This is a genomic window from Streptomyces sp. NPDC057963 (genome assembly GCF_042887155.1).
In the GTDB taxonomy this organism is placed as follows: Bacteria; Actinomycetota; Actinomycetes; order Streptomycetales; family Streptomycetaceae; genus Streptomyces.
The window spans coordinates 593,478-611,029 of sequence record NZ_JBHVPX010000001.1; the positions used below are offsets into that span (position 1 = coordinate 593,478).

16 protein-coding genes are annotated in these 17,552 nt (G+C 71.6%); 8 read left to right on the plus strand and 8 right to left on the minus strand.

Going from position 1 to position 17,552, the window contains the following annotated elements; all coding sequences use genetic code 11:
• The 3 genes from otsB to ACFVT1_RS02810 form a co-directional block, all read right to left on the minus strand.
• On the minus strand, positions 1-879 hold the full coding sequence (gene otsB, locus ACFVT1_RS02800) for a trehalose-phosphatase (RefSeq protein ID WP_389791886.1): 879 nt from the start codon (positions 877-879) through the stop codon (positions 1-3).
• A gap of 190 nt (positions 880-1,069) precedes the next feature.
• Positions 1,070-1,336: a DUF3263 domain-containing protein gene (locus ACFVT1_RS02805; RefSeq protein ID WP_389791888.1), complete on the minus strand. Its 267-nt coding sequence runs from the start codon at positions 1,334-1,336 to the stop codon at positions 1,070-1,072.
• Between the two features lie 104 nt (positions 1,337-1,440).
• Entirely contained in the window at positions 1,441-2,739 is a 1,299-nt protein-coding gene (locus tag ACFVT1_RS02810; protein ID WP_389791889.1) for an ABC transporter substrate-binding protein, read from the minus strand.
• A gap of 273 nt (positions 2,740-3,012) precedes the next feature.
• Here ACFVT1_RS02810 and ACFVT1_RS02815 point away from each other — a divergent pair, with 273 nt between their 5' ends.
• The 5 genes from ACFVT1_RS02815 (at position 3,013) to ACFVT1_RS02835 (ending at position 8,200) form a co-directional block, all read left to right on the plus strand.
• The gene (locus tag ACFVT1_RS02815) at positions 3,013-3,921 is read left to right on the plus strand and encodes an SIS domain-containing protein (protein WP_389791891.1); all 909 of its coding nucleotides are present in this window, start codon (positions 3,013-3,015) and stop codon (positions 3,919-3,921) included.
• A 113-nt stretch (positions 3,922-4,034) separates the two neighbouring features.
• Complete coding sequence (locus ACFVT1_RS02820) at positions 4,035-4,967, plus strand: ROK family protein (RefSeq protein ID WP_389791893.1); 933 nt, start codon at positions 4,035-4,037, stop codon at positions 4,965-4,967.
• Positions 4,967-6,121, plus strand: coding sequence for an N-acetylglucosamine-6-phosphate deacetylase (nagA, locus tag ACFVT1_RS02825; protein ID WP_389791894.1), 1,155 nt, complete (start codon positions 4,967-4,969; stop codon positions 6,119-6,121). The genes ACFVT1_RS02820 and nagA overlap by 1 nt, the downstream gene beginning before the upstream one ends.
• A gap of 170 nt (positions 6,122-6,291) precedes the next feature.
• A complete protein-coding gene (locus ACFVT1_RS02830; RefSeq protein WP_362195102.1) occupies positions 6,292-7,272 on the plus strand; it encodes a 1-phosphofructokinase family hexose kinase in 981 nt (326 codons plus the stop codon).
• 76 nt (positions 7,273-7,348) lie between these two features.
• Positions 7,349-8,200 (plus strand): ketose-bisphosphate aldolase, encoded by an 852-nt coding sequence (locus ACFVT1_RS02835; protein ID WP_389791896.1) that lies wholly within the window; start codon positions 7,349-7,351, stop codon positions 8,198-8,200.
• A gap of 271 nt (positions 8,201-8,471) precedes the next feature.
• Here the strand turns inward: ACFVT1_RS02835 and ACFVT1_RS02840 are convergent, their stop codons facing one another.
• Positions 8,472-9,419 carry a CBM35 domain-containing protein gene (locus ACFVT1_RS02840; protein ID WP_389791898.1) on the minus strand — a complete coding sequence of 316 codons (948 nt, stop codon included), beginning with the start codon at positions 9,417-9,419 and terminating at the stop codon, positions 8,472-8,474.
• Positions 9,420-9,571: 152 nt separating this feature from the next.
• Entirely contained in the window at positions 9,572-11,215 is a 1,644-nt protein-coding gene (gene cdgB, locus ACFVT1_RS02845) for a diguanylate cyclase CdgB (protein WP_389791900.1), read from the minus strand.
• A gap of 370 nt (positions 11,216-11,585) precedes the next feature.
• Here cdgB and ACFVT1_RS02850 point away from each other — a divergent pair, with 370 nt between their 5' ends.
• Complete coding sequence (locus ACFVT1_RS02850) at positions 11,586-12,092, plus strand: flavin reductase family protein (protein WP_389791902.1); 507 nt, start codon at positions 11,586-11,588, stop codon at positions 12,090-12,092.
• A gap of 158 nt (positions 12,093-12,250) precedes the next feature.
• Here ACFVT1_RS02850 and arfB read toward each other — a convergent pair whose 3' ends face one another.
• Entirely contained in the window at positions 12,251-12,676 is a 426-nt protein-coding gene (gene arfB / locus ACFVT1_RS02855) for an alternative ribosome rescue aminoacyl-tRNA hydrolase ArfB (protein WP_389791904.1), read from the minus strand.
• Between the two features lie 278 nt (positions 12,677-12,954).
• On the opposite strand from arfB, the gene ACFVT1_RS02860 reads away from it, so the two are divergent.
• Both ACFVT1_RS02860 and ACFVT1_RS02865 read left to right on the plus strand, forming a co-directional pair.
• Positions 12,955-13,530, plus strand: coding sequence for a TerD family protein (locus tag ACFVT1_RS02860; RefSeq protein ID WP_389791906.1), 576 nt, complete (start codon positions 12,955-12,957; stop codon positions 13,528-13,530).
• A gap of 278 nt (positions 13,531-13,808) precedes the next feature.
• Positions 13,809-15,389 (plus strand): M4 family metallopeptidase, encoded by a 1,581-nt coding sequence (locus ACFVT1_RS02865; RefSeq protein ID WP_389791908.1) that lies wholly within the window; start codon positions 13,809-13,811, stop codon positions 15,387-15,389.
• A gap of 28 nt (positions 15,390-15,417) precedes the next feature.
• On the opposite strand, the gene ACFVT1_RS02870 is transcribed toward ACFVT1_RS02865, so the two are convergent.
• Together ACFVT1_RS02870 and ACFVT1_RS02875 are read right to left on the minus strand one after the other, a co-directional pair.
• The gene (locus ACFVT1_RS02870) at positions 15,418-16,827 is read right to left on the minus strand and encodes a M1 family metallopeptidase (RefSeq protein WP_389791910.1); all 1,410 of its coding nucleotides are present in this window, start codon (positions 16,825-16,827) and stop codon (positions 15,418-15,420) included.
• A 67-nt stretch (positions 16,828-16,894) separates the two neighbouring features.
• Positions 16,895-17,452 carry a heme-binding protein gene (locus tag ACFVT1_RS02875; RefSeq protein ID WP_389791912.1) on the minus strand — a complete coding sequence of 186 codons (558 nt, stop codon included), beginning with the start codon at positions 17,450-17,452 and terminating at the stop codon, positions 16,895-16,897.
• Between the last annotated feature and the right edge of the window lie 100 nt (positions 17,453-17,552).

A 17,552-nucleotide genomic window follows, 5' to 3' on the forward strand; every position in this document is an offset into this window, starting at 1 on the left:
TCAGACGCGCTCGGCCAGCGCCGCCAGGAAGGCGATGACGGCCCCCGGGCCGTCGAGCAGCAGGTCCGCGCGTTCGGCCAGTTCGGGCACCTCCGCGCTGCCGCTGCACACCAGCAGGCCGGGGATGCCGTCGGGGCCCTCGGTGCGGAGCTTCTCCACGGCGGCGTACGCGGCGAGGTCGCCCAGGTCGTCGCCCGCGTAGAGGACGGACTCGGCGTCCATCTCCCGTACGTAGCGCGCGAGCGCCACGCCCTTGTCCGTGCCCGGCGGGCGCAACTCCAGGACCAGCCGGCCCGGTTCGACGATCAGTCCGTGGCGGGCGGCGAGCTCGCCGAGGGGTTCGCGCAGGGCCTCGAACGCGGCCTGCGGGTCGGCGGCGCGGCGGGTGTGGACGGCGAGCGCCTGGCCCTTCTCTTCGATCCAGGTGCCGCGCCATGAGCCGAACCGGTCGAGCACACCGGGGAGTTCGGCGCGGACCGCGGCCGTGCCGGGGTGCGGGGCGGGGGCGCGGACGGTGCCGGTCACGGCGTCCCAGCGTTCGGCGCCGTAGTGGCCGAGGACGACGAGGTGGTCCAGTCCCCGTACTCCGGCGAAGCCGCCGTGCCGGACCGCGACGCCGGCCGGGCGGCCGGTGATCACGGCGATGGAGGCCACTTTCGGGGCGAGCGCGACGAGCGCGTCGACGGCGCCGGGGTGGGCTCGGGCCTGCTCCGGGTCGGGGACGATGTCCGCGAGGGTGCCGTCGAAGTCGAGCGCGACGACGGCGCGGTCGGGGCGCGCGAGGATCGCGTCGAGGGCTTCTCGGCCGGGTGGGGTGGTGGGGGTGGGGAGCTCGGACGGGGTCTCGCTCGGCGCGGATGCGTGCGGGTTGCTGCCCATGGGGCGAGCCTATAGCGGCGACGCGGCGCCGGGGGCCTGTGGCGGGCTTTCCCCGGGGCGCCGCCCCCGGCCCCCCGCTCTTCGATCGCCGAGGGACCCGAGAGACCTGAGGAGCCCGAGGAGCGCGAGGAGCCCGAGGAGCCCGAGGCCGCCGGGCGAGAACCGCAGCGGCGCTCCGGACACGCTCGCCTCAGCGGCGGCCCCGCTTCGCGTCCCGTACGCGGCGCAGGCGGTTCACCGTCACGGGGTCGGCCTCCAGGGCCCGGCGGTCGTCGAGGAGGGCGTTGAGCAGTTGGTAGTAGCGCGTCGGCGAGATGCCGAGCCGTTCGCGGATCGCGCGGTCCTTCGCCCCGGGCCCGGCCCACGACTGCCGCTCGACGGCGAGCACGGCACGGTCCCGGTCGGAGAGGCCGCCGGGGCCGTCCGCGGTGCCGGGGCCGTTCGAGGGGGTGGTCACATCAGCCAACCTATCGCCCGGCCGGGGAGCCGACACCCGTTCCCCCGGCCGCTCCGCGGCCCGGTGCCCGGCGTCCTCCGTCCGCCCTCCGCTCGCGTCCTGCGCTACTCGGCGCCCTCCGCCGCCGTCGCGTCCCGTGCGATCCGTCCCAGCGTGCTCGCGGAGCTGCCGCCCGGTTCGACCGCCTTGCCGATGTTCCCCTTGATCGACTCGCTGGTGCGGGCCCAGGACGTCTTGCCGTACGGGTAGAACTCCGCGTTCGGCAGCGCGGCCAGGAACTTCCGCAGCGGCTTGTAGCGGGGGTCGGACTCCATCGCCGCGGAAGCGCTGTCGGTGACCGGCAGCAAGTCGTACTCGTCGGCGAAGTCGATGACGTTCTTGTCGGTGAACAGGTAGTTGAAGAATTTACCCATCTCCGCCCGGTGGCCGCGCTGCTTGAAGCCCATGATCCAGTCGGCGACGCCCAGCGAGCCCTTGGAGGGGCCGCCGGCACCGGGCAGCGGGACCATGCCGACCTGGACGCCCTTCTTCTCGGCCTCCTGCATCAGCGTCGGGTGGCCGTTCAGCATGCCGACCTCGCCGCGCGTGAACGCGGCGAACGCCTTGCCCCGGTCGAGCTTGCCGGGCGCGACCGGGCCCACGAGGCCCTTGTCGACCAGGTTCGTCCGCAGCCAGTCGAACGTCCTGACGTTCTCGGCCGAGTCGATCTGGTACGAACCGGCGTCGTCGACGTAGCCGCTGCCCCCGCCGAGCAGCCACATCATCGTCTCGCCCTGGGCCTCCTCCGGGCCGAACGGCAGCGCGATCGGGTAGGTCACGCCGCGCTGCTTGAGCACCCCCGCGTCCTCGCGTATGTCGTTCCAGGTCCGCGGGGCGTCGAGGCCGGCCTGAGCGAAGTACTTCTTGTTGTAGAAGAGCAGCCGGGTGCTGGCGACGAACGGCATTCCGTACTGGGTCCGGTCCACGCTGCCCGCCTCGGCGAGGTGCGGCAGGAAGTTGGCCTGGGCGGGGATGGTCAGCAACTGGTCGGCCCGGTAGAGCTTGCCGGCCTTGGCGTAGTCGGCGTACGAACCGATCTGGGCGATGTCGGGGGCCTGCCCCTTTTTCACCATCCCGGCGACCTCGCGGTCGATGTCCGTCCACGCGTAGACGCTGACATCGATTCTGATGCCGGGGTGGGACGCCTCGAAGCCCTTCACGAGCCGGGCCCAGTACTTCTCGGAGCTGTTGGCCGCGCCAGTGCCGTAGTCGGCCGCGACGAGCCTGAGGGTGACGTCCCCCGATCCCTTGCCGGTGCCCCCGCAGCCCGATGACGTTGCTGCCAGTCCCAGTGCGGCCACAGCCGCTATAAGTCCCGAGTAGCGCCGCTCCACAGCCCAGACCGTCCTTGTCCGTCGTGTCATCCGGGCCGGCCACGTCCTCGTGGGGCCTCCGGATGAGGTGCGATCCTCCCTCGGACGGTCGTCGGAGGTCTACACCAGCGCGGTATCGCTTTCGCAACGTCACCGGATCCGCGTCCGGTCGGCGCGCGAGGGCATTGCCCTTGATCGACGCCGACTGCTAAGCAGGTTGCGGCGCAAGGCACTTCAGGATCCCTGGTGGTCCGGGCCCTGTTCCGACGCTGTGCCGCACCGCCCGCATCGCCACCCGTTCCATGCCGCAAGGAGCCGTTCAGCATGTCCCGTACCGCATCAGAGATTGCCACCCAGCCCGACTGCTGGCGGCGTGCCGCGGAGGCGGGGGCGGTGTTCGACGGACTGCCGCGGCCCGGTGAGCGGGTCGCCGTCACCGGGTGCGGCACCTCCTGGTTCATGGCCATCGCGTACGCGGCGCTGCGCGAGGCGGCCGGGCAGGGCGAGACGGACGCCTACCCCGCCTCGGAGTTCCCCGCCGGGCGGTCGTACGACCGGGTGGTGGCGATCACCCGGTCCGGTACGACGACCGAGGTGCTGGAACTCCTCGGCGAGCTGCGCGGCAAGGCCACCACCGTCGCGCTGACCGCCGACCCGAGGACGCCGGTCATGGACGCCGCCGACGCGGTGGCCGTACTGGACTGGGCGGACGAGGAGTCGGTCGTCCAGACCCGGTTCGCCACCACCGCGCTGGCCTTCCTGCGGGCCGGCCTGGAGGCGTCGGGCCCGCTTCCGGCGGGGGTGAAGACGGTCGCCGCCGCGGCGGTCGACGCGGAGCTCGCGGTGACGGAGCCACTGGACGAGGCGGTGGTCTCGGCCGAGCAGTGGACGTTCCTGGGGCGCGGCTGGACGTACGGCCTGGCGCAGGAGGCGGGGCTGAAGATGCGCGAGGCGGCGGGCGCCTGGACGGAGTCGTACCCGGCCATGGAGTACCGCCACGGCCCGATCTCGATCACCGGGCCGCACCGGGTGGCCTGGGTGTTCGGCCCGCTGCCGGAGGGGCTCGCCGGTGACGTGGCGCGGGTGGGCGGCACTCTGGTCGCGCGCGCCGCCGCGGACCCGATGGCGGATCTGATCCGGGCGCAGCGGCTGGCGGTCGCGCTCGCGGAGTCGAAGGGGTACGACCCGGACCGCCCGCGCAACCTCTCGCGCAGTGTGATCCTCTCGCCTTGAACCCGCCTGCCCGGTCCACCGGGGTGGTGGGGCGGACGCGATTTTGTATGGATACGCAACAAACCCCCATAGTGGACTAGACCTTTTTGGCTCCTCGGGCGAAACTGTTTCCCGTGAAACACGTCATCGCCCTCGATGTGGGCGGCACCGGAATGAAGGCCGCACTGGTCGGGGCGGACGGCGCCCTGCTGTACGAGGCGCGGCGGGCGACCGGCAGGGAGCGCGGCCCCGACGCCGTGGTGGAGTCGATCCTCGCCTTCGCCGCGGACCTGCGGGCGTACGGCGAGGAGCACTTCGGCGAGAGCGCCGTCGCGGCCGGTGTCGCCGTGCCCGGCCTCGTCGACGCCGAGAACGGGATCGCGGTCTACGCCTCGAACCTGGGCTGGCGCGACGTACCCATGCGGCACCTGCTCGGCGAGCGGCTCGGCGGTGTCCCTGTCGCGCTCGGCCACGATGTGCGCACCGGCGGGCTCGCCGAGGGCCGGATCGGCGCGGGCAAGGGCGCCGACCGCTTCCTCTTCGTACCGCTGGGCACCGGAATAGCCGGGGCCATCGGCATCGCGGGCACCATCGAGGCCGGCGCGCACGGGTACGCGGGCGAGATCGGCCACATCGTGGTCCGGCCGGACGGCCCGGACTGCGGCTGCGGCCAGCGCGGCTGCCTGGAGACCCTGGCGTCCGCCTCCGCGGTGACCCAGGCCTGGGCCACCGCGTCCGGCGATCCGACGGCGGACGCCGCGGACTGCGCGAAGGCCGTCGAGTCGGGCGACCCGGCGGCCGTGGAGGTCTGGCGGAACGCCGTCGACGCGCTCGCCGCCGGGCTGGTCACCGCGCTGACCCTGCTCGATCCCCGCATGCTCATCATCGGTGGCGGGCTCGCCGAGGCCGGGGAAACCTTGTTCACACCACTCCGTGCGGCCGTCGAGGAGCGTGTCACGTTCCAGACGCTGCCCGACATCGCCCCGGCGGCCCTCGGGGACACCGCCGGATGCCTGGGCGCAGGGCTGCTCGCCTGGGATCTTCTCTCCACGGAGGTAACCGCCTGATGGCCGGACGCGCAGACAGCACAGTGCTCGCAGGCGCCCGCGTGGTGCTTCCCACCGGGACCGTCGAGGACGGCCGGGTGGTCGTCGAGGGCACCCGGATCGCCGGCTCGACGCCGGAGGGCGCCCGGACGGTCGATCTGAGCGGCCACTGGGTGGTCCCGGGCTTCGTCGACATGCACAACCACGGCGGCGGCGGCGCGTCCTTCACCTCCGGCACCGTGGACGAGGTCCTCACCGGCATCCGCACCCACCGCGAGCACGGCACCACCACACTGGTCGCCTCCACGGTCACCGGAGAGATGGACTTCCTCGCCCACCGGGCCGGTGTCCTGTCCGAGCTGGTCGAGCAGGGCGACCTGGCCGGCATCCACTTCGAGGGGCCGTTCATCTCGCCGTGCCGCAAGGGCGCGCACAGCGAGGACCTGCTGCGCCACCCGGACCCGGCCGAGGTCCGCAAGCTGATGGACGCGGCGCGCGGCACCGCGAAGATGTTCACCCTCGCCACCGAACTCCCGGGCGGCATCGAGTCGGTGCGGCTGCTCGCCGAGCACGGTGTCATCGCCGCGATCGGGCACACCGACGCCACGTACGAGCAGACCGTCGAGGCGATCGGCGCGGGCGCCACCGTCGCCACCCACCTGTTCAACGCGATGCCTCCGCTCGCCCACCGCGAGCCCGGCCCGATCGCCGCCCTCCTGGAGGACGAGCGGGTCACCGTCGAGCTGATCAACGACGGTACGCATCTGCACCCCGCCGCCCTGGAGCTGGCCTACCACCACGCGGGCGCCCACCGCGTCGCGCTGATCACCGACGCCATGGACGCGGCGGGCTTCGGCGACGGCCGGTACCAGCTCGGCCCGCTCGCCGTCGAGGTCAAGGACGGCGTCGCGCGGCTGGTGGAGGGCGACTCGATCGCGGGCTCCACGCTCACCCTGGACACCGCGTTCCACCGGGCCGTGACGGTCGACGGGATCCCGGTCGAGGACGTCGTGCAGTCCATCTCCGCCAACCCGGCCCGGCTGCTCGGCGTGTACGACAAGGTCGGCTCGCTGGAACCGGGCAAGGACGCGGACCTCGTGGTCCTGGACGCGGACTTCACGCTCCGGGGCGTCATGCGCAAGGGCGAATGGATCAAAGAGCCCCGGATCGGGTGATTTGCCCCCTTGCTGACGGCGAGTCGAATACGTAACGAAGAGACGGCGGTTGGTCCGGGGGTCTGGGCCGACCGCCACCTCTTTGGCATGATCGCCTGAGAAACAGGCAGAGAAAGCGCATTCCGTCCACGGATTCGCGCTCCAGAGCAGGGATCGAGGGAGCGGCCGCGGTGATCCTCACGGTCACACTGAATACGGCACTCGACCTGACGTACGGCGTCCCGGAACTCGTCCCGCACGCCAGCCACCGCGTCAGCGACATGTCCGAGCGGCCCGGCGGCAAGGGCCTCAACGTGGCCCGGGTGCTCTCCGCCCTCGGCCACGAAACGGTGGTCACCGGCTTCGCCGGAGGCTCCACCGGAGCCGTGCTGCGCGAGCTGCTGGCCGGCCTGTCGCCGCTGGAGGCCGGCACGAAGGCCGCAAACGGCGCCCTCCCCGCCGCCGCGCCGGTCACCGACGCCCTCGTCACCGTCGCCGGGAACACCCGCCGCACGATCGCCGTCGTCGACCGGGCCACCGGCGACACCACCCAGCTCAACGAACCCGGCCCGCTCATCACCGCCGACGAATGGGCCGCCCTCCTCGGCCGGTACGAGGAACTCCTCACCGGGGCCGACGCCGTCGCCCTCTGCGGCAGCCTGCCGCCGGGCATCCACGTCGGCGCCTACGGCGAACTGGTCCGCCTGGCCCGCACCGCCGGTGTCCCCGTACTCCTGGACACCAGCGGCGAACCGCTGCGCCGCGGCATAGCCGCCCGCCCCGACCTGATCAAGCCCAACGCCGACGAGCTCGCCCAGCTCACCGGCTCCCGCGAACCGCTGCGCGCCACCCGCGACGCCCGCCGCCGCGGCGCGCACGGCGTCATCGCGTCACTGGGCCCGGACGGCATGCTGGCGGTCACCCCCGACGGCATCTGGCAGGCATCGCCGCCCGCCAAGGTCCTGGGCAATCCGACCGGTGCGGGCGACTCCGCGGTGGCCGGGCTGCTGTCCGGCCTCGTCGAGGGGCTGAGCTGGCCGGACCGGCTGCGGCGGGCGGTGGCACTGTCGACGGCGACCGTGCTCTCCCCCACGGCCGGCGACTTCGACCGCGCGGCGTACGAGGAGCTACTGCCGCGCGTCGGCATCGAGGAACACACCGCGGCGGCCTGAGCCGCCACCCGTATCGGCCCGCCCGGCCCCTCCGGCCGGCCGGGCCGTTCAGCACAGAGAAGCAACAGAGGTCAGCATGCCGCTCGTCAGCACCGGTGAACTCGTCTCCGCCGCACAGGCCGAGGGACGCGGAATCGCCGCCTTCAATGTCATCACGCTGGAGCACGCGGAGGCCATCGCGGCCGGCGCCGAGCGCGCCGGAGCGCCCGCCATCCTGCAGATCTCCGAGAACGCCGTGAAGTTCCACGGGGGGCGGCTCTCCGCGATCGCCGCCGCGGCCGCCGCCGTCGCCCGCACCTCCGGCGCCCCCCTCGCACTCCACCTCGACCACGTCGAGTCCGTGGAGCTGCTGCACCAGGCGCACACCGAAGGCTTCGGCTCGGTGATGTTCGACGCCTCCAGGCTCCCGTACGAGGAGAACGTGCGGGCCACGGCCGAGGCGGTGGCCTGGGGGCACGAGCGCGGCATCTGGATCGAGGCCGAGCTCGGCAAGGTGGGCGGCAAGGAGGGCGAGGCCCTGCTCGACGCCCACGCCCCCGGCGTCCGCACCGACCCGGCCGAGGCCGCGGCCTACGTCCGCGACACCGGCGTGGACGCGCTGGCCGTGGCGGTCGGCTCCTCCCACGCCATGACCGAGCGCACCGCCGCCCTGGACCACGCCCTGATCGGCCGGCTGCGCGACGCGGTCCCCGTCCCGCTGGTGCTGCACGGCTCCAGCGGCGTCCCCGACGAGGAGATCCGGCAGGCGGTCGCCTCCTCCGGCATGGTCAAGATCAACGTCGGCACGGCGCTGAACACGGCGTTCACCGGCGCGGTACGGGCCTACCTGGCCGAGAACACCACGGGCGTGGACCCGCGGAAGTACCTCGCGCCGGGGCGCGAGGCGATGGCCGCGACGGTGGCCGGGTTCCTGGCCCTGATGGGCTGACCGCGGCACACAGCGCGTGGCGCGCGCCGGACCATGGCGTTTTCTCGCCATGGTCCGTCGCGAGGCCGGACGGTCTTGAACAGGTGAGTGGCTTCCGGGTTCGGTGTCCCGATCCCGGACCGAGGACCGGGTGCCCTCACCAAGGGCACTGCTGATGCAAGAGACGGCATGCGCGCAACGGACGCCGCATCACTCAGCGCAGGACATATAAATGCGGCCCCTCCCGGGTTCGGACACCAGGAGAGGCCGCACAGCGTTCGCCCTCAATGGGCTAACCGTTCGCAGGGGTGACTTTCAGCCAGTCCAGGATCACGTCGCACTGATTCCCGTCCTGGCACGAGATGCTGACCTCGTTCTCACCCTTGATCAGCTCGACCGGCGCCCAGGTGGTCTGCCAGTTCTTTACCCAGTTCGAGTCGGACGAGTTGATGAAGTTCTTGAGGCCGATGGGCTGCGCATTCGGCTTCCCGTTCACCGTCAGCGTCGCATTGGCGTCCTTGGCAGGAATCGCATAGCGCACCGTCAAGCGGTACTTGCCTTCCTCCTCTATCGCCGCCTTCCACGTCACGGATGACCCGACCGCGTTGAAGCCCGTGACGTATGAGCCGTTCGGGCCTTCCGCGCCCTCGACCGACTGGCTGACTACCGCCGTACCGCCGAGCTTCAGCGTCGCCGCGTCCTGCTTGGGGAGCTCGGCCGGGGCCTTGGGGCTCGCGGACTCCTCGGGCTTCGAGGACTCCTCGACCTGGTCGCCGGGGCCGGCGGAGGAGGTGGCCTCGTCCTTCTTCCGGTCCTTCTTGTCATTGCCCGTGAGCAGCGCGGCGCCGATGCCGATGAGCACGACCAGGACCACCGCGACCGCGGCGATCAGCAGACCCTTGGTGTTCGGGCCGCCCTTGCCGGGGCCGCCGCGGCCGCCCTGCTCCGGGGCATACCCGGGGGAGGCGCCGCCGGGGTACGTCTCCGGGGCGGCGTACTGCGCGTTCGGCTGGCCGTACGGCTGCTGCGGCGGCACCTGCTGCCCGTACTGGCGCTCGCCCACCGTCCGCACCTGGTTGTACGAGGTCCGGGGCACACCGGGCTGCTGGGCCGCCGGACCCGGGTAGCCGTAGCCGCCCGCTCGCGGCGGCTGGGCGCCCGCTGCCTGTCCGTCCTCGTACAGGTAGCCGAACGGATCGTCGTCCTCGGGCTTGTTTGCGCCGTTGTTCCCGGCCGTCATCCCTGGGTCACTCCTCACCATGTCGCCAGCCGTCGCCGAATATCGCCAGCCGTGGCCGACCGGCCGAGCCTACCCCGAACGGACCACACCAAGAATTGCCGTCGCATGTCCTGGAACCGCCCGGGGCGGGGAAACAAGCACCGCCGTGAACATCAGCCGGCCCTGCGGTGAACCTTCGCCCTGGACCGCTTCTCCACGTACATCCGCTGGTCGGCGGAGCGCAGCACCTCTTCGGCGGTCATGCCGCAGGCGGCCCAGCCGATGCCGAAGCTCGCCCCGACGCGCACCGCCCGGCCGTCGACCCTGATGGGCGGAATGATGGCATTGCGCAGGCGTACGGCCAGGTCCGCGGCGTCCGCCGCGCCGAGCCCGTCCGCCAGGACGACGAATTCGTCGCCCCCGAGCCGGGCGACGGTGTCGCCGTCGCGGACACAGGTGGTGAGGCGGCGGGCGACCTCGATCAGGACGACGTCTCCGGTGTGGTGGCCGAAGCGGTCGTTGATGGACTTGAAGCCGTCGAGGTCGCAGAAGAGGACCGCGAGGCCCTTCGCGCCGTCGTCGTGCTCGGTTTCGGGTGCGACGGAGTGCACATGGTGGTCGTACGGGCCGCCGGGCGCCGAGTCCACGTCGTAGCCGTGCGTCCGCCCGTCCGGGTCGTCGGCGTCGCCGTACGCCGCGTCCAGCGCCTCGACCGGGGAGGTGGCCACCGAGTGCGGGCGCTCGCAGAGCCGGGAGCTGAGCCGGGAACGCAGCTCGGCGCTGTTGGGCAGGCCGGTGAGCGCGTCGTGCGAGGCGCGGTGCGCGAGGTTCAGCTCGTGGCGCTTGCGCTCCTCTATGTCCTCGACATGGGTGAGCAGGAAGCGGGGGCCGTCCGTGGTGTCGGCGACGACGGAGTTGCGCAGCGAGACCCAGAGGTAGGTGCCGTCCCGCCGCCCCAGCCGCAGCTCGGCACGACCGCCCTCGGCGGAGGTGCGCAGCAGGGTGCCGATGTCCTCCGGGTGGACGAGGTCGGCGAAGGAGTAGCGGCGCAGGACGGACGCCGGGCGGCCCAGGAGCCGGCACAGGGCGTCGTTGGTGCGCAGCAGCCGGCCGTGCTGGTCGCCGCCCATCTCGGCGATGGCCATGCCGCTGGGGGCGTACTCGAAGGCCTGGCGGAAGGACTCCTCGCTGGCCCGCAGCGCCTGCTGTTCACGCTCCAGACGGACCAGGGCGCGCTGCATGTTTGCTCTCAGCCGGGCGTTGCTGATCGCAATGGCCGCCTGCGACGCGTACATCTGGAGGGCCTCACGGCCCCAGGCGCCGGGGCGGCGGCCGTTGCGCGGGCGGTCGACGGAGATGACGCCCAGGAGGTCGTCGCCCCCGCCGGACGCGTACATCGGGGCATAGAGCCGGTCCTCGGGGTGCCACTCGTCCTCGAAGCGGGGCTCGGGGCCCTCGGTGTGCCACTGCGGTACGTCGTCGTCGAGGAGGACCCAGCCGTCGGTATGGGGTATGAAACGGAGCTCGTCCCAGACCTCGCCCATCGACAGCCTGCGCTCCCAGGAACTGCGCGAGCCGACGCGGCCGGTGATCAGGGCTTCCGCGGCGCTGTTGCCGGCGAAGGCGGCGACGACGAGGTCTCCGTCGGGACGGACCAGGTTCACGCAGGCCAGCTCGTAGCCGAGACCGGCGACGATTCCGTCGGCCACGGTCTGCAGTGTGTCGGCCAGGCTCCGCGCCGTGTTGAGATCGGCCACGGCCTGGTGCAGCTGCCGCATCGTCGCAAGACGGACGTACGGCTCCGACTCGGCCTCCATTGCTCGCACTCCCCGAGACCTCGACAGCACTCCAGGTTTCATATCGACGTACTTACTGCAGTGTCACGGCCACTGAATCACAGTGAGCTGTGCAGCCGGTACACAGGGTCAGCAAATATTGCACTCTGTGACTCAAGTCACAACAGATGGTGAAGGGGTTACGGTGCGGCGTCCCCGCGGCCCGTCCTTTTCTTGAACGCAAATCCGGGCGTTGCAGCGCCGCTCCCCCGGCGCTCCCGGCCGGGGGTCCTAGGACCAGGCTGGTCCCCTGGCCCGATGCGAGGGCGCGCCGCCCGCCGCTAGCGTGCCGGATGTGTTGCAGACGAAGCCTCCCGCCCCGCGTTCCGAGCCCGTCCCCCATGCTGAGGGGGTGAGCAACGATGAGTTCCGGGCCGCCCTCGCCCGGCTGGCCGCCGGTGTCGTGCTGATCACCGCCGAGGAGCCGCCGCTCGACGAGAACGGGCACGGCGAGGACGTCGGGATGACGGCGACCGCCTTCATGTCGGTGTCGCTGGACCCGCCCCTCGTCATGGTCAGCCTGCGCAACGACTCACGGATGGACGACCTGCTGTCGGAGCAGCCGCTGTGGGCGGTCTCCGTGCTCACCGAGAGTCAGCGGCACATCGCCGGACGGTTCTCGATGAAGGGCCGGATCAGCGACCGGCTGCTGTTCGAGGACATCCCCTACCGGAGGGGAGAGATCACCGGCGCGCCCCTGGTCGGCGGCGCACTGGCCACGCTGGAGTGCCGCACCGAGCAGCGGGTCCTGGCGGGCGACCACACCCTGGTGATCGGCCGGGTCCTGAGCGCGGACCTGCCGAGCGGGGACGGCTCACCGCTGACGTACTTCCGGGGGCGGTACCGGCAGCTGGGCTGAGGGGGCGGTACCGGAACGCGCGGCCGTCGGCGAAGGGGCGTCACCGGAAGCCGCGGCCGGGGTGCGGGGGCGCCGGCGGAACGCGGCCGGACCGAAGGGGCGTCAGCGAGAGTCGCGCGGCCGGGGCGAGGGGCGCCGGAATCGCGAGGAGGGCGCGGTCACCAGTCACGGCCGGAGCGGCCGCGCTTCGTATCGCCGCGCTGCTTCTTCTCGCGCAGGCGGCGTTCGTTGATGCCGCGCGGAATCCTGGTCTTGCGACGCGGCCTGGGGGGCGGTGCCGTGGCCTCGGCCAGCAGGGAGGCGAGCCGTACGAGAGCCGTCTCGCGGTTGCGCCACTGGGAGCGGTGCTCGGACGCCCGTACCGCGATCACCCCGCCCACGAGCCTGCCCTCCAGACGCTGGAGCGCCCGCTCCTTCCACACCGGGGGGAGCGACTCGGTCGCCGCGAGGTCGAAGCGGAGCTCCACCTGGGAGTCACTGGTGTTGACGTGCTGCCCGCCGGGCCCGGAGGACCGCGAGAAACGCCACATGAGCTCGGCCTCCGGCAGGGAGACCGAACCGCGGATGACACAGGGCCCGGACATGGCACCCATGTTCCCCGGCCCACCGGGCGTTCGTCACCTTTTTTTGCCGGACCCGTGCCGAACTTGTGCCGCACGCGTGCCGTACGAGGGCCGTACGAGGGCTTTGCGAGCGCCGCACGCGTGCCGTACGGACCCGGCCGGCCGCCGGGCCGACCGGGGGACTTCGGTAAAGAAAGTAAAGGGAGCAGGAACCTCCCGGTCCCTTCTCCGCGTTATGACCTGTGACGGTAGCTTCGTGATGGCATGAAGCCCGCACTCGACGATGAAAGGGACTTCCCATGGCTGTAAGCCTGTCCAAGGGCGGCAACGTCTCGCTCACCAAGGAGGCCCCGGGCCTGACCGCCGTCACGGTCGGCCTCGGCTGGGACGTCCGCACCACCACCGGCACCGACTTCGACCTCGACGCCTCGGCGATCGCGGTCGACCCGGCCGGCAAGGTCGTCTCCGACGGCCACTTCGTCTTCTTCAACAACAAGTCGACGCCGGACCAGACCATCGTCCACACCGGTGACAACGTCACGGGCCAGGGCGAGGGCGACGACGAGCAGATCAACGTCAACCTGGCGGGCCTGCCGGCCGAAGTCGACAAGATCGTCTTCCCGGTCTCGATCTACGACGCCGAGACCCGCAGCCAGAACTTCGGCCAGGTGCGCAACGCGTTCATCCGCATCATCAACCAGGCAGGCGGCACCGAGATCGCCCGCTACGACCTGAGCGAGGACGCCGCCACCGAGACCGCCATGGTCTTCGGCGAGCTCTACCGCAACGGCGCGGAGTGGAAGTTCCGTGCCGTCGGCCAGGGTTACGCCTCCGGCCTGCGCGGTATCGCCCAGGACTTCGGCGTCAACCTCTGACATACGGCGCCGCTCTTCGACCCGAGAGCCCATTGCACCGAAGCCCCCGGCCGCGGCCGGGGGCTTCGGTGTGCGCCGACCGGGTCCGGTCCCCAGCCGTTCCACACAAATACCCTGCGAACATTCACAGTTGACCGAATAGCGAACGTAAGCGAACCCCATTCGGACAAGAAGTAGTCAAAAAAATGTGAGGCATTTGTTAGTGCTCCGTCAATCTTGCTCATTCGGTGGCACGCTCTCGGCTCGTAACCCCCCACGGAACGAGCAACGGAGAGCACATGACCCCCCACATGAACACCCGTCGCGCCGCAGCCCTGGCCGCCGTGGCCGCGATGGTCGTCGTCGGTGTCCAGAGCGGTGCGGCAAGCGCCGCTCCCGACAACGGCACTGACGGTTCCTCCGCCTCTCGCAGCGTCGTCCCCTTCGGCGCGAACAGTGCCTCGCAGCGCACCGCCGCCATCAAGTCGGCCCAGACCGACGTCTCCTCGACCGCCGAGTCCCTCGGTCTCGGCAGCCAGGAGAAGCTGATCGTCCGTGACGTGATCAAGGACGCGGACGGCACCGTCCACACCCGTTACGAGCGCACCTACGCCGGGCTCCCGGTGCTCGGCGGCGACCTCGTGACCCACACCGCCCGCAGTGGAAAGCTCAAGGGCGTCACCAAGGCGACCAAGGCCCGGATAGCCGTGCCGTCGACGACGGCGAAGATCAAGACGGCGGCCGCCGCCCGCAAGGTGATCTGGGCGGCCGGCTCCAAGCCCGTCCTCGCCTTCGAGACGGTGAAGACCGGGGTGCAGAAGGACGGCACGCCCAGCAGGCTGCACACCATCACCGACGCGACCACTGGCAAGAAGCTCCAGAGCTACGAGGCGGTCGAGACCGGCATCGGCAACAGCCAGTACAGCGGCCAGGTCGACCTGTCGACCACCGCGGCCGGTTCCGGTTTCGAACTGGTCGACGGCGACCGCGGCGGCCACAAGACGTACGACCTCAACCAGGGCGAGAGCGGCACCGGTGCCCTCGTCACGGACGACGACGACACCTGGGGCGACGGCACCGGCAACGACCGTCAGACCGCCGCCGTCGACGCCGCCTACGGCGCCGCGAAGACCTGGGACTTCTACAAGTCGGCGTTCGGCCGCGACGGCATCGCCGGTGACGGCAAGGCCGCGTACTCGCGGGTCCACTACGGCGACGCGTACGTCAACGCCTTCTGGGACGACAGCTGCTTCTGCATGACGTACGGCGACGGCGCCGACAACAAGAGCGCCCTCACCGCGCTCGACGTCGCGGGCCACGAGATGAGCCACGGCCTGACCGCGTCCACCGCCAACCTCGACTACTACGGCGAGTCCGGCGGCCTGAACGAGGCGACCAGCGACATCTTCGGCACCGCGGTGGAGTTCGCCGCCGACAACAGCACCGACGTCGGCGACTACCTCATCGGCGAGAAGATCGACATCAACGGCGACGGCACCCCGCTGCGCTACATGGACAAGCCGAGCAAGGACGGCGGCTCCGCGGACTACTGGGACAGCAGCGTCGGCGACCTCGACGTGCACTACTCCTCCGGCGTCGCCAACCACTTCTTCTACCTGCTGTCCGAGGGCAGCGGCGCGAAGACGATCAACGGCGTCGACTACGACTCCCCGACCAGCGACGGCTCCACGGTCACCGGCATCGGCCGGGACAAGGCCGTCCAGATCTGGTACAAGGCCCTCGCCGAGTACATGACCTCCAGCACCGACTACGCGGCCGCCCGCACGGCGACCGAGAAGGCGGCGACCGACCTGTACGGGGCCGACAGCACCGAGCTCAAGGCCGTCGACGCCGCCTGGAGCGGTGTCAACGTGAAGTAGTTCCGACCAGCGGTACGGCGGGAGCCGGTCAGCCCTTCGAGGCGGGCCGGCTCCTGCCGTACAGCCAGGTGTTCCACAGCTCCGTCAGATCCTTGCCGGTCGTCCTCTCCACGTAGGCGGTGAAGTCCGCGGTCGACGCGTTGCCGTGCCGGTGGGCCTTCGTCCAGCCCCTGACGAGCGCGAAGAAGCGCTTGTCGTCGCCCACGACCTGCCGGATCCTGTGGATGACCATGGCCCCGCGCCCGTACACCGGCGCCTGCGAGATGTCCGCTGCCGTCGGCGGATCGGCGGGCGGAAAGGCCCAGTTGTCGTCGTCGTCGAAGGCGGCGTCGAACCGCTTCTGGACCGGGTTGCCCTCCTGGTCGTCCTCCCACAGCCACTCCGCGTAGGTCGCGAAGCCCTCGTTGAGCCACATGTCCCGCCAGCTCTTGGGCGTGACGGAGTTCCCGAACCACTGGTGCGCCATCTCGTGGACGAGGAGCCCGGCGCCCGGCGGCCCGGGGAAGAAGGGCCGGTTCTGGGTCTCCAGGGCGTATCCGGCGGCCCCGGAGCGATCGACGATCGCCCCGGTGGCGGAGAAGGGGTACGGGCCGAAACGTTCCGCCTCCCATCTCACGACCTCGGGAACCCGGGCGAGAATCCGCGCGCTCTGCGCCGCCACCGTCCGCTCCGCGGCGGTGAACACCTTGATGCCGTCCGGGGTGGTCGACGTCTTCGTGTCGAAGCGGCCGATGGCGACCGTCGCGAGGTAACTCGCCATCGGTTCGGCCACGTGCCAGTGGTACGTGGCGGTGTCGCCCAAGGCCCTGCGCGACGTCAGCTCGCCGTTGGAGACGGCCGTCAGCCCCTTGGGGACGGTGACGGTGATGTCGTACGTCGCCTTGTCGCTCGGGTGGTTGTTGCCGGGGAACCAGGCCATGGCGCCCACCGGTTCACCGAGCGCCACCGATCCGTCCGCGGTCCTCAGCCAGCCCTCCTTCGACCCGTCGGGGTCGGTCAGGGTCTGCGGGGAGCCGGAGTAGTGGACGACCGTACGGAACGTCCTGCCCTTGCGGAGCCGGCTCTCGACCTCGGCGTCGGGGCGCAGCGTCAGCTCGTGGCCCGCGCGGTTGACGGCGGCCGGGCGGCCCTCGACGGTCGCGGACCCCACGGTGAGCCCGGCGAGGTCGAGATTGAAGGCGCTGAGGTCCTGGGTGGCCCGCGCGGTGATCGTGGCAGTGCCGCGCAGCCGGCCGGCGGCCGGGTCGGCGTCGAGGGCGAGGTCGTAGTGCGTGACGTCGTAGCCGCCGTTGCCGGCCCTCGGGAAGTACGGGTCGCGCAGACCGGCGGCGCCGGGGGTGCCCTCGACGCCGCCGGTGCAGCCCGTGGTGGTCATCAGAACCAGCAGGGCGAGGGTGGCGGCGCGGGCCGTGCGGCGTACTGGTGTTCGCTGATTCACGCCTGCGATCCTAGGGCGCCCGCCGACGCGCCGCCTGTGGACGCCGGTGCGCCGGCACGGCGGGAACCTACTTCGCGAGGGCGGCGACGCCGGCGTTCGCGAACTTCTCGTCGAGGTCGCCGCTGGGGGCTCCGGCCACGCCGATGCCCGCCACCGGGGCACCCTTGACCTGCACCGGGGCGCCGCCCGCGAGGAACAGGGTGCCGGGGACGTCCTTGAGGTTCGGGGCCTGCTCCAGGCGCTTGGCCAGCTCGGAGGTGGGCGCGTTCCAGGAGACGGCGGTGTACGCCTTCTTCACGGCCGACTCGTACGCCTGCGGGCCCGCGCCGTCGCCGCGCAGCGTCACGACGGTGTTGCCGTTGCGGTCGACGACGGCGACGGAGACGCGCTGGTTCTCCTTCCGCGCGGCTTCGAGGGTGGCCTGCGCGGCCCTGGTGGCGGCGGCCGCGGTCAGGTGGGTGGTCTGCTGGAGGTTCCGGTTCGCGGTGTCGGCCTCGACCGCGGCGGCGGGTGCGGCGGCCGGGGTGGAGGCGTTGGCGGACAGGGCGCCGAACGTTCCGGCGCCGAGGGCGGCGGCGACGGCGGCACCGGTCAGGACGCGGGTGCGCAGCGACGGCTTCTTCATGGTGGGCTCCTTCGGCGGCGGTGCGGTGGACGAGCGGGACGAGCCTGTTCGGCTCTGCCATCGATCCTCCGGCCGCGTCCCGCGCCGTACGGTCGACGAA